General features: G+C 37.9%; 13 protein-coding genes. 10 read left to right on the top strand and 3 right to left on the bottom strand.

The annotated features are described in order from the left end of the window. The first annotated feature begins 14 nt into the window (after positions 1-14). The 5 genes from ACPW7N_RS06935 to ACPW7N_RS06955 all read left to right on the top strand — a co-directional run bounded on the left by ACPW7N_RS06935 (position 15) and on the right by ACPW7N_RS06955 (position 6,358). Positions 15-1,970, top strand: a complete 1,956-nt coding sequence (locus ACPW7N_RS06935) for a hypothetical protein (RefSeq protein ID WP_425650306.1) — start codon at positions 15-17, stop codon at positions 1,968-1,970. Continuing rightward, positions 1,939-2,781, top strand: a complete 843-nt coding sequence (locus ACPW7N_RS06940; RefSeq protein ID WP_425650307.1) for a phospholipase D-like domain-containing protein — start codon at positions 1,939-1,941, stop codon at positions 2,779-2,781. The genes ACPW7N_RS06935 and ACPW7N_RS06940 overlap by 32 nt, the downstream gene beginning before the upstream one ends. Before the next feature lie 477 nt (positions 2,782-3,258). Continuing rightward, on the top strand, positions 3,259-4,866 hold the full coding sequence (locus tag ACPW7N_RS06945) for a tetratricopeptide repeat protein (RefSeq protein ID WP_425650308.1): 1,608 nt from the start codon (positions 3,259-3,261) through the stop codon (positions 4,864-4,866). A gap of 371 nt (positions 4,867-5,237) precedes the next feature. Continuing rightward, complete coding sequence (locus ACPW7N_RS06950) at positions 5,238-5,669, top strand: hypothetical protein (RefSeq protein WP_425650309.1); 432 nt, start codon at positions 5,238-5,240, stop codon at positions 5,667-5,669. 8 nt (positions 5,670-5,677) lie between these two features. Beyond that, the gene (locus tag ACPW7N_RS06955; RefSeq protein WP_425650310.1) at positions 5,678-6,358 is read left to right on the top strand and encodes an SMI1/KNR4 family protein; all 681 of its coding nucleotides are present in this window, start codon (positions 5,678-5,680) and stop codon (positions 6,356-6,358) included. A 131-nt stretch (positions 6,359-6,489) separates the two neighbouring features. Here ACPW7N_RS06955 and ACPW7N_RS06960 read toward each other — a convergent pair whose 3' ends face one another. Both ACPW7N_RS06960 and ACPW7N_RS06965 read right to left on the bottom strand, forming a co-directional pair. Continuing rightward, positions 6,490-7,263: a class I SAM-dependent methyltransferase gene (locus ACPW7N_RS06960; RefSeq protein WP_425650311.1), complete on the bottom strand. Its 774-nt coding sequence runs from the start codon at positions 7,261-7,263 to the stop codon at positions 6,490-6,492. A gap of 65 nt (positions 7,264-7,328) precedes the next feature. Beyond that, positions 7,329-8,168, bottom strand: a complete 840-nt coding sequence (locus ACPW7N_RS06965; protein ID WP_425650312.1) for a 23S rRNA (adenine(2058)-N(6))-methyltransferase Erm(C) — start codon at positions 8,166-8,168, stop codon at positions 7,329-7,331. Positions 8,169-8,653: 485 nt separating this feature from the next. On the opposite strand from ACPW7N_RS06965, the gene ACPW7N_RS06970 reads away from it, so the two are divergent. From ACPW7N_RS06970 to ACPW7N_RS06980, 3 genes are all read left to right on the top strand, one after another. Then, entirely contained in the window at positions 8,654-9,139 is a 486-nt protein-coding gene (locus tag ACPW7N_RS06970; RefSeq protein WP_425650313.1) for a DinB family protein, read from the top strand. Between the two features lie 57 nt (positions 9,140-9,196). Next, on the top strand, positions 9,197-9,949 hold the full coding sequence (locus ACPW7N_RS06975) for a MerR family transcriptional regulator (RefSeq protein ID WP_425650314.1): 753 nt from the start codon (positions 9,197-9,199) through the stop codon (positions 9,947-9,949). A 188-nt stretch (positions 9,950-10,137) separates the two neighbouring features. Further along, positions 10,138-10,461, top strand: coding sequence for a YnfA family protein (locus ACPW7N_RS06980; protein WP_425650315.1), 324 nt, complete (start codon positions 10,138-10,140; stop codon positions 10,459-10,461). Positions 10,462-10,571: 110 nt separating this feature from the next. On the opposite strand, the gene ACPW7N_RS06985 is transcribed toward ACPW7N_RS06980, so the two are convergent. Beyond that, on the bottom strand, positions 10,572-12,266 hold the full coding sequence (locus ACPW7N_RS06985) for a PucR family transcriptional regulator (protein ID WP_425650316.1): 1,695 nt from the start codon (positions 12,264-12,266) through the stop codon (positions 10,572-10,574). 287 nt (positions 12,267-12,553) lie between these two features. Here ACPW7N_RS06985 and ACPW7N_RS06990 point away from each other — a divergent pair, with 287 nt between their 5' ends. Both ACPW7N_RS06990 and ACPW7N_RS06995 read left to right on the top strand, forming a co-directional pair. After that, positions 12,554-14,095 carry a xanthine permease gene (locus ACPW7N_RS06990; protein WP_425650317.1) on the top strand — a complete coding sequence of 514 codons (1,542 nt, stop codon included), beginning with the start codon at positions 12,554-12,556 and terminating at the stop codon, positions 14,093-14,095. A gap of 52 nt (positions 14,096-14,147) precedes the next feature. Further along, a complete protein-coding gene (locus ACPW7N_RS06995; RefSeq protein ID WP_425650319.1) occupies positions 14,148-14,600 on the top strand; it encodes a nucleoside deaminase in 453 nt (150 codons plus the stop codon). Positions 14,601-15,001: the final 401 nt, after the last annotated feature.

A 15,001-nucleotide genomic window follows, 5' to 3' on the forward strand; every position in this document is an offset into this window, starting at 1 on the left:
TAAGGAGGGAAAATATGCCAAACGTTAAGCGTGGACGAAGCCAGGTATTGTTTAACTATTTGCCAGGTTCAGTTTTTATGGAAAAGGGAAGGTGGTTCATTGTAAAGGATTTGAGGTTACGAGCACTTAACGAATCTACGGATCACTTGCTAAAAAGCGCTCAAAAATTTATTGAAGATTGGAGTATCAATCATGAACTCAACTATAGTTTATTTCCAAATAGAGAAGATATGTGGTTCGTTGGGGAAATTGAAGAGGTGAACTGCGAGCTTTTTCCTCTAGTGTTTTATTGTAATAATAGTAGCTGCGGAAACACACATATATACATGGATACTGATAAGCTAATAAAACAAAATCCTCAAATGAAGTGTGAGTTTTGTAATAAAGGGAAAATCCATCAATATCCCTATGCATTAATACATGCTAATGGTGATTTACAACCCATAAACGTAAAATTAAATGATGGACAAACGTGGAAAGATAGGCTAGATGGAATCAGAATGTTTGATACACGTAGGTTCACGACTGCAACTTGGTACAACAATAAAAGTAAGAAATCACTGGGTGAACTTGGTACCAAAATGACTACTCTACCTTTACCCAGTTCTATAAAAAATCGAAGATTTTTAGGTGGGACACACCTAGCGGATGGAGATGTACACTATCCAGCAATTCGATCATTTGTGAATTTGGAAAATAGTACTCTAAATAAAAGAATGGAGAATCCTAATTTCTCATATCTACAATTTGCAGCTTTACTTGGCTTGGAAGAAATAAAAGTTAACAACTTTAAAGATAACTTTGAAGCTAGTAGTGAGAATGAAACAATAAAGAAAATGATGGAACGCGCCTCCAATGAATCAGAAAGAGAAATGGTGTTAAAACTTGCTGGATTAAGCATGTCAGATTTAAATTCAGTAGAAGAAAAAATTGTTTCTAAAGTCAAGTCCCTGTTTGGTCAGGATGTGCCAAAAGGTCAGATAATAAAAGATAGATCTATGCACGAGTTGGTTTTCTCTTGGTATGAGAACGAAGGTAAAAATTTGGATCATAAAATTAAAGAGGCAGAAGAAAAACAAAATTATATACAACAAACTGAATATATTAATGCAAAGTCTCAATTGAATAGCTATGGTTTAGACAATGTAATGTTATTAGAAAGGTTTCCCGTTATTTCAATGGCAATCGGTTATACAAGAAAGTCTTTTGATCGAAATAAATCTGTTTTAAATCCCTTTAAACAAAAGATAAAAGGGAAAGATAAGACTGTTATTCCTGTACTAAAAAATGAGAACGAGGCAATTTTATTTAGATTGGATCCTACTAGAGTATTAGCGTGGTTACAGGTAAATGATTTCATTGATAACAAACTTTTTGTGCCAAAGTCAAAGGCAGAATCACATAGTTATTTGTATAGTCAATTCATATTTTCCGAGGTTAGGGAAGAAGACATTTCAAGACTTTCGCCAAAGGATTACTTGAATAATAAAAAAACACTAGCTTCAATAATGGTTTTCCGTCTTCTTCATACCTACCTCCATGTGTTTTTGCAGTCAGGAAAAACATTGATAGGCCTTGATGTAGACAGCTTATCAGAATATTTGTTTCCATCTGCATTATCAGGAGCAATATACGTGTCTAAGCTTCAGGGTGGAGGGATGGGTGCGCTAATCGCTGTATTCGATAACGATTTATCTAAATGGCTAAAGTGTTCGTATGATAAGGCACATACTTGTTTATTTGATCCCGTTTGCAGGGAGCACCATGGGGCATGTCATGCATGTCAATACTTAAAATTTTCGTGTCGTCACTTTAATCATGGATTGAGTCGGAATTTACTCACTGGCGGAATTATAAAGGACTACAATGAAATAATTGAGGTTGCAGGTTACTTTTCTAAAGAGGTTGATGACATTTTAAGCCGTTGGGGGAAGTTGATTGAAAATACAGGAGTTAGTAATATTACTTAAACGGAGACAATCGGAGATTAGTGTTATTGAATGGGCAGGCATGTTTCGCTATCTAGGAGCTCGGTATCAATCAGAAGGGTTTATGTTGAAAGACTGGTTGGATTTATACTCTAACAAATTAGATGTACAAGTTGCTCAAAGTCTCTTTAGATTACTTGAGGAGTCTAACTTGTTAATGAGGAAAGGGGATAAATTTTTTATCCTCGATGACAACCTCTTGCAAAGAATATTAGAGTCGGTGGAGATTTTATTAAAAGTGGATTTTACAGTTGTTCAAGGTAAAGAAGACAAGTTACTCTGGACTCTACCTAATGGAAGAAGTGTTCCAAAGAACATTTCCTCTTCGTTTAATCATTTAAACTCGTGGATACGTAATTTAATATTGTCGGGGAAGGAGCGCATCATCTTCTTCTCCCCTTATTTTTCTGAGGATGGAATTAACCATTTCCTAATTAGCCTAGAGGCATTAGTTAAGAATAGGGATAGTATTAGGATTGATTGGATTACAAGTGACTTATCAATAACAACCAATAAAAAGGCATTTAAATTTGTAAATAAAAGATTTAATAAAGAAAATATGAGGTTTTTTGAAGCAAGAAAAATTAGAAATGAACGGTTATGGTTCCATGCAAAATTGCTTTTAGTTGACGAGACTAAGGGATATATGGGTTCGGCAAATTTTAGCAAAGGAGGACTGGACGAGCAATTTGAGTTGGGAACACCATTGGGGAAGACACATACATCTTCACTAACAAAGTTGATTGATTTTTGGATAGAAGAAGAAAATTTAGTTGAAGTTACCTTATCATAAATTCACTTCTGCACACGGTCTTTATGCTCTGTCTATTTAATCAAACTATATTAATAGATTTCATCCCCTAGTAGGAACGTCATTCTCAGTGTCAATAAATTTGATAAGGTAAGACGGAGTGAACCTTTGAAGCATAGATGGAGAGAAAGAAGATCCCTTTGAGGATGAACCCTTTCTTTTGACTCGCCGATCAATTGCATTTAGTACGCATGTGTGCCAGCACTCCATCTGCATTTTATCCAGATGAATAGTCAATACTCTGAATGCTTAATTCGGATCGAGTCTATCTCTTTCTCATCCAAGAAAGTATATGGGGTAAACCACGGGGAAGTGTTGAGGAGGAAGTCAAAGTCACTATTATCTCAATAATCACAATCAGAAACAAGCTAGAAAATCCTCTAGATATTTTTGGTGTTTGAATCAACTGGATTTTTGTTTGGAAGAGATTCATAAAAATATCATAAGAAGAGGTCTTATATGGAGAATAATGATAATGAAAAGTTGAAAAGTGAAGCATTGTTATATCATATGTCGAAAAACTACTCACAAGAACTAGAAATATGGCGTACTTTATATAGATCAGACCCAACTAACCCTTATATAATGCACAATGTCGCACTAGCTCTTATGAATAATAATCAATTGGGAGATTCTCTAGTTCTTTTTAACTATATTATTGAAAATTACCCAAATCTCTCTCGTGCCCATAACAATAGAGCGGTTTTATTAATTCGGATGGGTGCAGATCTTAAGGAGTTAATACCAGCTTTTACAGTTTCATTGATACTATCTGAAAGTACTAATGATTTTTGGAGACACTTTATAAACATTTGTAATACAATTGCTTATGGGTTGGATAGGGATACAAGTTTTATTCTAAAAGAATTTGAAAAAACCGTTTACGTTATTTTAAATGATAGATTTAGCAAATCGTATTTGGATAGAAACCAACAGTCAGTCAGAGAGATTATAGAGGCGTATCAATATTTGGGTGAATATAGAGAAGCTTTTGCATCACGCCGTTGGACAAAAGCTGAGATCTCTTTAAATAAAGCAAAGATAAAGTTTGATAATTTGAGCCTTAGTAATATGTCAACAGGGATTGAAACAATCATCAAGCAATATTTGAAAATTTGTCGTGGTGTTTTTGAGGTCTTGGAAGAAATACCAACTAAGCGGCTATCAATTCAACAAGCTCTAATCAGATATTTAGGGCTAATAGAAGAAGTAAAACAGCTAGAAAACGATTGTCAAGACTCTGCTCACCTAAGATTAATTAATATCTTGTTGTGGTTTTTAATAGGAATTACAAATATGCTAGGTTACTTATTAAACCCAATAATTGAGTATAATTCCGATAATACACCTAAAAATGCCATAGAATATTTAACTTCTAAGTCACTTGGTGATTTAGGTCGAGATTTAATAATATTCCTCGATAACCTTGATAAAATATGTGTTCAGTTTTCCTTTAAATTAGATGAATACGCAAGTACAGAAAGAATAAATTCATACCGCGATAATTTGTGGATAAAGATAGCACTTTTGTGCAAAAGCTTAATACTAAATTTTGAAGAGGTTGATATTGCATTATCTAAAACATTGTTAGGATGGGATAATGACCAAATTGGTGATGCAAATGTAGAGATGCAAAGATTTAAATCCTTAGTTGAAAGACAACTTTATAAGGACATTTATGTAGGTGGTAACCCACAGGAAAGTATTGGAAGGGGGTTATTGCAAGCATTTTTATCAGAAAGGAGTTATCGTGAAGTAGAAGTTCGAGGAGGACAAATAGATTTACTCGCATTTACTAAAAACGGAAGGATACTTTATGAAACAAAAATATGGCGCGGTGCTAAATATCATGAGCAAGGATTCAGAGAAATTGAAGAATATCTATTAGGAGAAGGCGATGATAGTAAACTGTTAGAAATTTTCTATGTTGTATTTGATCCAACTAAATCAGTGCAAGCAAAAAGATATCAGGGTGGTTTTTTCACAGAAAGGAAGATATTGGGATATAAAATAAAGGTGATTATTATTCAAATTACTCTTCCAACCCCAAGTAAAACTAGAAATTGATTCTCATATACTTGGAATTAGTATATAAAAGTAGTATACAACTTTATTATAAGATCATTAATAAATTTGGAAACAGCATAACAAGCTTTAGTATATAACTAATAATTCTTTTAAGGGAAATTTGTATTTAAAATCAATGATTATTAGAGTGGAAGTATACAACTTTTTTATGCTCGAACACCGAGCAAATAAAGTTTTAGACTAGAAAATAAGTATTAGACTGAAAAACAAAGTTGTAGACTGTACGACCTTGGTCAAACTACGGGTATGGTACTTGAGAAGAGTCATCACTGATCTGCAACGAAGAGTAAGTCTTCAAAAACGAGCTACCTGTATGGGTAGCTCGTTTTGTATATAAAGGGGTGTTACATATGGATAAAGTAAGCTTAAGTATTGGATACTCCGAAGACAATCAGACTGAAACTGTTGAGATTTATATTAATGGTCGAAAGTTAATAGATATTTTGAAAGAGTACGAAGCACCTTTTGCCGAAGACATTGCAGGAGAGTATGAAGGATTGAGACCAGATGAGGTGTTTTTACCATCCAAACACTTTTTAGGGGTGTCATTAGATCTGCTTGGTGATCATGAAAAGATTGCAGTCCTGGATTGTGTTTGTGGTTGCCCTGGATGCTGGCCATTCCTTGTTAAGATCACAATTGAAGATGACCGAGTAATTTGGAGTGATTTTGAACAGCCACATAGAGGACCAGAATCAGCAGGTGGACATTGGAAATATGATGAATTAGGACCCTTTGTCTTTGATCGAAAGCAATACGAGTCGGAGTTAGTAAGGAAGTGAATTTAATAATGGAAAATCAAGTTAAGCCATGGGAGCTTTGGATAAACAGATGGGATGCTGCATTAAAAGCTTGTCGTAATCTAGGTGGTGGATCAGAAGGAGTACTTGTTAAACCTCCGGCAACTTTGGAGCAGATAGAGGATGCTGAAAATAAATTAGGAGTAAAACTTCCACCATCCTTTCGAACAGCTATGTTAGAGTTCTCTGCTGGAGTAGAGTTTTCTTGGAGACTACCTGACGACGAAGATGTAAGCATTCCTTTACCACAGGATTTTAGGGGAATATTTGGCAGTGATTGCAGTTGGAATTTATTTGAACTAGTTGAGATTGATGATAATCGTAAAAGTTGGGTACAAAATGTATTCCCTGATCCAACAGATCCGTATGATTGCGTCTGGCATAATAAGTTAGCGTTTAAAGATATCTCGAATGGTGATTTCCTTGCATTTGATTTGGAAAATGGGCCAGATTACTCTGTTGTTTATTTATCGCACGATGATGGTGAAGGTCATGGTTACAGGTTAGGGAACAATTTTATTGATTTTATGAACAGATGGACGAGAATAGGATGTCCTGGTTCAGAAGATTGGCAGATGATTCCCTTTGTTACATCATCAAATAGTGGAATTGAACCAGATGGAGAAAAAGCAAAGAAATGGCGTGAGTGGTTTGGGCTATTAATCGATTAGTAATCAATGATAGGAAATAGACATCTAAAGATGCAGGGTGGATTATAGGGATACAGGCACTAGTCATGATTAATACCTGTATCCCTTTTTTATCACCAAATGCCCAAAGGGGAAAGTTGTCGGTATGACGATTACCCGTTATTTTTCAACTTTATGGCTTTTGTTGCAACAAAGCTGCTCGTATAGCGATCCAATAGCTTTTTACCTCCGAAAGTATCTTCATAAAACCCGGTAATAACAAAACCGGCATCAATTTGCCCTTGTATCTGCTGCTCCAACGTGTGACCGTATTCAAGTGCTATGCCATTCTTTACAATCTCTTCTTCTGTTGAATAATCGAGTTCTGAATACGGAATGGAATGTTTCACTTGAAGTGTTCCTTTCTCTTCAAGCTCCCAATCGAATAAATAAAATACGGGATTCATAAAACCGCTGATTAATATACCTCCCGGCTTCAATACACGAAACGCTTCCTGCCAGACTGGCTGAATTTCAGGTACATACAGATTAGAAACCGGATGTACAATCAGATCAAAGCTATCTGGAGCAAACATACTCAAATCCGTCATTGTGCCGAGAACTGTTCGGATAGGCAAGTCATCACGCTCAGCAACAAAGGCGTCCTGTTTTAACTGCAATTCCGAAAAGTCCAACACGGTTACCTCTGCGCCTGCTGCAGCTAGTATAGGTCCTTGCTGACCGCCGCCTGAAGCAAGGCAAAGCACTTTTTTCCCACGAAGTTCAGGAAACCATTCTTTCGGAACAGGTTTTACTGAAGTTACAACAATACTCCAATCGCCTGCCTTTGCTCTTTGAACCTCTTCGCTGCTTACAGGCACGGTCCAACGATTCTGTTGCTTTACTTTTTCTTCCCAAATGTGTTTGTTGTAATTGGTACTCTGCATTTGCTGAAGTCTCCTTTTGTCGCAATTTTATCCTGCTATTTCATTGCAAGCACAATAGAAATTTACTAATGTCTCTTTCTCTTACGTGACCTTGGCCACCGATAAGGTTCAACGTGTCTTATCATGGCGTGGAATAGCAGGCTCCACTGTTGTTCTTTCAAAGAACAAATCGGTTGATTACGTTCTATTCTCAGTTTTTTCACCAATTTTGTAATTTGCGGAGGTGTAAATACCTCACCAATGGCTTCGAAAAACGGTAAATTTGGATAATGGAGCGCATAGGAAGCAAGGGCATTAAATTTTCCCCGATGGTGAATAGGAATCTCTGGATGTTTCTTTCTAAAGACAGTGACAACGCTTGAAGCAACACTCGGCGGCGGTGAAAAGTTGTTTGGTAGTACCGTTCGAACAAGCGTGATATCGTACCACATTCTCCATGCTAGAATATGTGGATTGGTAATAGGGATAGTTGTAAAACGTTTGGCAGCTCCTTTCTCAATTATAAATACGGCTCGTTGCAATAACAGGGATGGGTCTCCTAGAAACTTTTCGAATATGGGGGTGGTAATAGAATATGGTATATTAGCCACCACACAAAATGGATTTTGAGGAAGATCAAACTGAAGAACATCCATTTGCTTAACTCTGATATTTTTTTCTTCTTTTATTCTACTTTTTAGTTTCTGTACACTTACAGGATCATTCTCGATTGCGATGACAGTTCCTGCTTTCTCAGCTAATGGAAAGGTGATTGCTCCAGTTCCTGCACCAATGTCTATCACAGTATCGCTTCGATTTACCTTTGCCAGATTGACCAGTTCATTAATCAAGTATTTGTTTATTAACAAGTGCCTTCCAGGAAAATTGGATACCCCTTTACGATATCTTGATCCATTTTTTTGCATAACAAAAACACCTCATTCATTCGGAGTAGAAAATGAAAAAGGCACAGCACAAATAAACCCCAATTACCCATAAAAATCGAAAAACGGATGAAGGGTTATAAGTGTTCTGTACCTTTCATTAACGAATACGAATGTATGAGATGCAATACATAAGTGATGTCTCACCTCTAGCTTTTTACACATACAAGACTTTTTAATAGTAGCACATGGAATCTTTGACGGTCAAAATGACTTTAATTATTATACAGTCCCAGCGCATGTTGGGCTCCAAGTAATGTTTCGATGATACGGACAGATAAGCACAGTGCTGTTTTAGTTCTTCCAAAGACCAGCAAAACAAAAAAAGGAGCAAATGATTTGCTCCTTTTTTTATTCATCCAAAAGCAGTTTTCAATTTTTGGTTATATTTGCCATATGGGGAGGGATTAAAGAGTAAATCTAGAATAAACGTTTAAAAAATGATAATCATTGGAGTGTGAGCGGCTATGATTCATGACATAAATGAATTTGTCCAATACTTCGACAGTGTACGAAAACGCACAATGAACTATGTGGGGGTTACGCCAAGTTCCATTCTGGAATGGAGACCAGCAGAAAATAAGTTTTCAACAGGAGAGTTACTTAGACATTTAGGCTCTGCTCAGCTCATGTTTTTAAATATTATCGAACACGGAGAGTGGACCTACCTGGGGCATGATAGCAGGCATGGAGAAAGTATAGAGGAAATTACTCAGTACTTAAAGGAATGTCACAACACATTTAGAGAAGGCTTAGGTAAACTGAGGAACGAGCAATTAGCCCAAAAAGTTCCTACTTTACATGGTCATGAAGTGAGTGCATGGAGAATCATGATGGCTTGTATCGAACATGAAATTCATCACCGGGGACAATTATCTACGTACTTGCAAAACAACAATATCGAACCACCGCAAATTTTTGGACTAAAAATTGAGCAAGTTAACAAAAAATAGTCATCTTGACTCTGACCTAACAGGAGCCCTTAGAATCAAAACCGAGGTGAAGGTACCATGCTTTATACGGTAAAGGAAATTGCGGAGCTAGCAAAAGTAACTGTAAAAACGATGCACCACTATCATCAGATTGGGCTTTTGTTGCCATGTAGCATCAGTGATGCAGGGTATCGGATGTATGGTGAAAAAGAGCTGGAGCGGCTGCAAGAAATCTTGTTTTACCGTGAACTGGACTTTTCCCTCAAACAAATTAAAGAGCTACTGGATGGTGAGCCTGAACGGGTATCGATCTTGACTGATCAAAGGCAACTTCTGCTCTCTCGTATGCGTAGAATAGAGGTTTTGATTCAGACGATTGATGAATCGATTCAGTCCGCCAAGGAAGGAGTAATCATGGATAAAAACAAAATGTTTGCCGGGTTTGAAAGTGAGCAGGAGTGGAAGGATGCATTGTCCGAGCAAAGCAGGTATTTGAAAGAGAAGTACGACTATGACTTGCTGGAGGAAACACCAGTAGATGTTGATTCCATGAACGAAGCGGCGCAGGAAGCCAAACGTTTTATGGGTGGGATGGCCCATGCACTGAAAGAAGGGATCAAATACGATGATCAAACGGTGCAGGATCTATTGGAGCAACACATTTCTTTCTTGAATAACCATGTCCATGAGACAACAGCAACTGGATTTGCTGCGCAAGCACGATTCTTTTTACAGGATGAATTTCATCGAAATATGCTTGAAGCTGAGCAGACGGGGCTATCCTACTATCTATGTGTGGCCGCAGAAGAGTTTGCAAATAAGCCGAATTAGAAATAAAATAGAATATTTTTCGGGGTTAATCAAAGTATCATCCATGTATCTGGATGGTACTTTTTTTGTAACAGTTGTGTTAGTTCAAGTCGAGAAGCTAAAATCTTTATGGAATCCTTATTCTATCAATTATGTGTCTCCGTTAAAAAAAGGAGAATTGATCCATTCATAAAGAGGGGACGATTTTTATGTCTGCCATTGTCTTGTTCCTGCTTGCAGGTCTAGCTGAAATTGGTGGGGGGTATTTGGTTTGGCTGTGGCTCAGAGAGTCTAAGCCGTTGTGGTATGGAATTGTGGGGAGTATCGTTCTCATTGCGTATGGTATCATACCGGCTCTACAAAATTTCCCGACATTTGGAAGGGTATATGCCGCTTATGGTGGTGTGTTTGTTGCACTTGCTGTTTTGTGGGGGTGGTGGATCGATAAAGAAACGCCTGACTTGTACGACTGGATTGGTGCGGCTGTTTGTCTTATCGGCGTGTCCATTATCCTTTGGGGACCCCGTCAGTAAGGATAGTTACACTTGATTTCGTTCATTCAGAGTGTAAATAGTAACTGCCCCTCATTGCGAGGAGCAGTTTTCTTTGGGTCCCCGCCAGAGCTTGTGTAGGGTGGGTTTTCTTACATCTTATTTAATAAACGGAACAGCTTCAAAGCTAGCTGGATTTGCAGCAACTCTTCGGAATTTTTCAATTCGCTGTTTAACATTTCTTTGATCTTATCGATTCGGTAAATGAAGGTGTTTCGATGAATAAACATGGCTTTGGCTGCTTCACTCACATTTCGATTATGGATAAAGTAATTTTCTAAGGTGTTCATAAAGCTTGTTCCATAGGAAAGATCGTGCTGGTAGATGCTGCCCAGGCATTTCTGAAAAAAGTCTTCCATCTCGGATGGTTTGATATTAGAATCCAAAAAGTGATAGACCGAGTAATCTTCAAAATGAGAGACTTCGCGTTTGTCATCAAAGCGGTGCATCAACCGCATGGCTTCGTGCGCTTCGGAAAAGCTTTTGTGAAGCGAAGCAATCATTTTGTACTGTCTGCCGATTCCGATGAGGAACGTGGTTTTCTTTATTTTTTTGGTAAGTTCCTCGTGAAGTTCGTTCGCAAAGGCCTTTGCCTCGCTTACGGCAATCGAAGGCTTATTTTCATTTTTTCCAACCAAAACGATGATTCGGTTATTTCGATAAAAGCAGGTAATTTCGCCGTCTGCCTTACCTGCTAAATCGTGAACAAGGTCCATGCATTTTTTTGCTGTATGATCGAGTTCATATTTCCTGACGACCATATCCTCGTAGCTTTGAGGTTCTACGGGCTGAATATTGATCACAATACAATAATACGTATAGTCAGATTTCAATCCGTGCAAGTCACAAAGGTTTTGAATGGTATCCATCGATGTGATTTTTCCGGTAAGCAAATCGTCAAAGAAGTCCTGCCTGATCTTTAATTTGACTTCCTCAATTTCCCTCGCCTTGATCCGTTCCAGTGCCATGATCGTTGCTGCCTGCTCCAAGGCAATGTAGTCGAATTCAACCAGTTCACGAATCGTTTGCCAAACAACGATATACCCATACACGTAGTTGGCTACGGCTACAGGCATGATGCGGCATTTGATTTCCTTGTCTTCTCCATAATAGATGCGTTTGATTGATTTCTTGATTTCGCTAATGTTTTTTGGGATCGTTTCGGAAAACTCGATAGGGAAGACCGGTCGATTTTTAACAAGCTGAAAACAAGACTTGAGTGGCGGATGGTTGCCTTCCCGGTCTGTGTAATAGAGTAGATTCCAGTCTCGATCCAAAATAATGACAGGATTATTGATCGTTTTGGACAACTCCGACGAGATTTGATCGATTCCGCCACCTTCAAGGGCAATGCGAAAGAGAACGTTATGCATGTCCAACGATCGGCGGTTCAACGAGTCGTATTCAGCAGTGGCTTTCTCATTAATAATCGTAATGATCCTGGATAATGAATAGCCAAAGGGCAATTCCAGCAGGGGCAAGCCATACTTGTTCGCATGATCAATCATGTTTTGTGGAATTTTATCGAAGTAGCGCTTCATTTTGATGCATAGACCGGCACAATTAATCTCGGAAAGTTCCTTGATAATTTTGTTCTGGAGCTCTTCATTTCCTTTGAAAATATAGCCGGTGGATAAAAGCAATTCATTCGAAGTCAACCAATCGAAGGAATCGGGATTCTCCATAATATTTACGATGGAAATTTCGTTGTTGATCCCTTGATGACCCGCAATGATTTTTATTCCTTCTAAGGATTTTATGTGAAGTAAATCTTTTACAGTTAACAACCTTCCCACTCCTTTACCCTCTTCGTTGTGCAAGCTGCATAACGGATGTAGGCTTTTTTTAGTTTTGCGATACAATGACCATTTCATGTACTCGAACTACAATGTTCGTGTCATCGATACATTGGATCATAACTTGTGCATTGTTTCACAATAATGCCAATTTAAAGAAAGGAAGGTTGTAAGCCTTTTCACTGTCAATCTATTATACAGCCTAGCATGAGTGATCCTTTATATCAAATGCAAAACAATTGACAAACAAGTCATAACATTTGTAAGGAGAATTTTATATGGGAACTATAACTTTATGGAAAAAAGGAGATTTTGCTGCTTCCTTCGGTTTGTTCGTTAATGTTTTGACAGACTTTTTGGTTATGATCGCTCTGTTACTTGGTGTAGTTGGAATGCCAAAAGAGTTTGTTTTTGAACAAATTGTTCCTGGCTTTGGATTTGCTGTACTTCTATCTGGCCTTGCTTTTGCTTATTTTGCCTATCAATTAGCCAAGAAAACAGGTAGAAAAGATGTTACCGCACTACCATCAGGTTCTAGTTCACCTGGTATTTTTCTAATCGTATTTATTATTATGCTTCCTTTATATCAACAAACACAGGATGCTGCTTTCACAACAACAGTCGGTGTGCTTTGGTGCTTATTTGAGGCTTTCATGCTATTAATAGGTGCATTCTTTGGTGAAACTCTTAGAAAGTGGGTCCCTAGAACTGTATTGCTAGCAGCCTTGGCAGGTTTGTCATTTGTATTCTTGGGTATGAACCCAATGCTACAATCTTTTGAAATGCCTATCGTGGCATTTGTTGCAATTATCATTATCTTCATGAACTGGTTAAGTAAACATCCAATATTTAAGAAAATACCTACGGGTTTATTGTTGATAGTAATTGGAACTGCAATTGCTTGGATATTTGGATATCAAAACCCTGCTGCGGTTACTGAAGCTCTAAAATCATTTGGCTTTAATCCTCCTATGTTGCATTTAAATGGACTTTTCGACCATATTGATGCTGCTTTACCATATTTATTGAGCGCTGTACCTCTAGGGTTATCAAACTACATTTTTAATCTGGAAAACGTTGAAGCTGCTGCTGTTTGTGGGGATGAATACAAAACGAGAGACGTTATGCTTACAAACGGTGTTTGTTCTGCAATAGGTGGACTTTGTGGTAACCCATTCCCAGTAACAGTCTATGTAGGTCATGCTGGTTGGAAAGAAGTTGGCGCAGGTATAGGCTATTCGATTGCTAGCTCTGTTGCCATATTCTTATTCTCGATTTTAAGCCTTATGGGTCTGTTGCTAGCTGTTGTCCCAATTGCTGCTATTGTTCCGATGCTCGTGTTTATTGCGATTGTAACTGGGCATCAAGCTGTCAAAGAAAGTCCGAAATTTGAAGTTCCGGCAATCTTTGTATGTTTCTTCCCGTGGGTTGCTAACTGGGCACTTGTTGCAGTTAATAATGCAATTTCAGCTGCTGGTAAGTCGGTGGGGACTGGTGCCGATCAAGTTTCTTCACTTGCCCTGCACAATTCCGGACTTTTCTACGATGGCTTGGTTGCTCTAGGTAATGGTGCTCCTATTACAAGTGTTATTTGGGGTTGTATAGCTGTATTTACAATTCGTAACACGCCTATTGGAGGCATAATAGCTGCAGTTATAGCATCAGCTTTATCTTTTGTTGGTGTGATTCATACAAGCACTATCGGAATTGCACAAGAAACTGCTATGCCTTTCGTTTTGGGATATCTACTAATTGCAGGATTTTTAGCGATTAAACTCTATATAAATAAGAAAGATAATATTGGTCCTGTTACAGAGTAAATTGACAGTTTTATTCGTTCTAACTAACCCTGATATAGGTGGGATTTTGATTATGGATTACATGAAATTAGCGGCTGAAGCAACAATTAAGGGTATGGACAACAAAGTAGGAGGGCCTTTCGGAGCAACAATTGTACGCGGCGATGAAATCATTGCTGTGGTAAGCAACACGATGATGAGAGATACAGACCCTTCGGCACATGCCGAAATGGTGGCAATTCGTGAAGCATGCAAAACACTCGGTACCATGGATTTATCTGATTGTGTAATTTATGCAACATGCGAACCGTGCCCGATGTGCGTTTCTGCAATCATTTGGGCTGGGATTAAAGAAGTGCACTACTGCAATACTGCAGAAGATGCGGATAAACATGGGTTCTCTGACATGCATCTGCGCAACTATTTGACAGGTAAAGATAAAAGTGTCCTTAACATGATTAAAGTTGAGAAAAGAGAAGATTGTGATCACTTGTTTGAGCATTTTCACAAGCTGAATAATAAGTAAAACCAATCCAAAAAGTAAGCCTTAGTCCGGAAATCTCTCGGGCTAAGGTTTATTTATTTCATCTGCTATTTGTGTATTTTGTATGAAGGGAATCATTAACAGATAACAGCTATTATTCCTTTTTTACACAGACATTGTGCATGATGCACAAGCGAGAGGGAAATAATTTAGTTCCGTTATACAATGACCATTTCCTGCACCCAAACTACAATAGCTGTGTCAGGCTTTACTTGAAGCAAAACTTGTGCAATGTTTCACAAGGTTTTCCATTAGTACCGGGAGGTTTGAAAGCCTTATCACTGTCAATCGATCAAACCTTGCGTGTATGGCCTTTTTCCTATCAAACAGGTGACATAATAACTACAAGTCAAACCTGACAAAAATAGAATCACCATCGATTC

Source organism: Brevibacillus nigriterrae (assembly GCF_049846925.1).
Lineage (GTDB): Bacteria > Bacillota > Bacilli > Brevibacillales > Brevibacillaceae > Brevibacillus_H.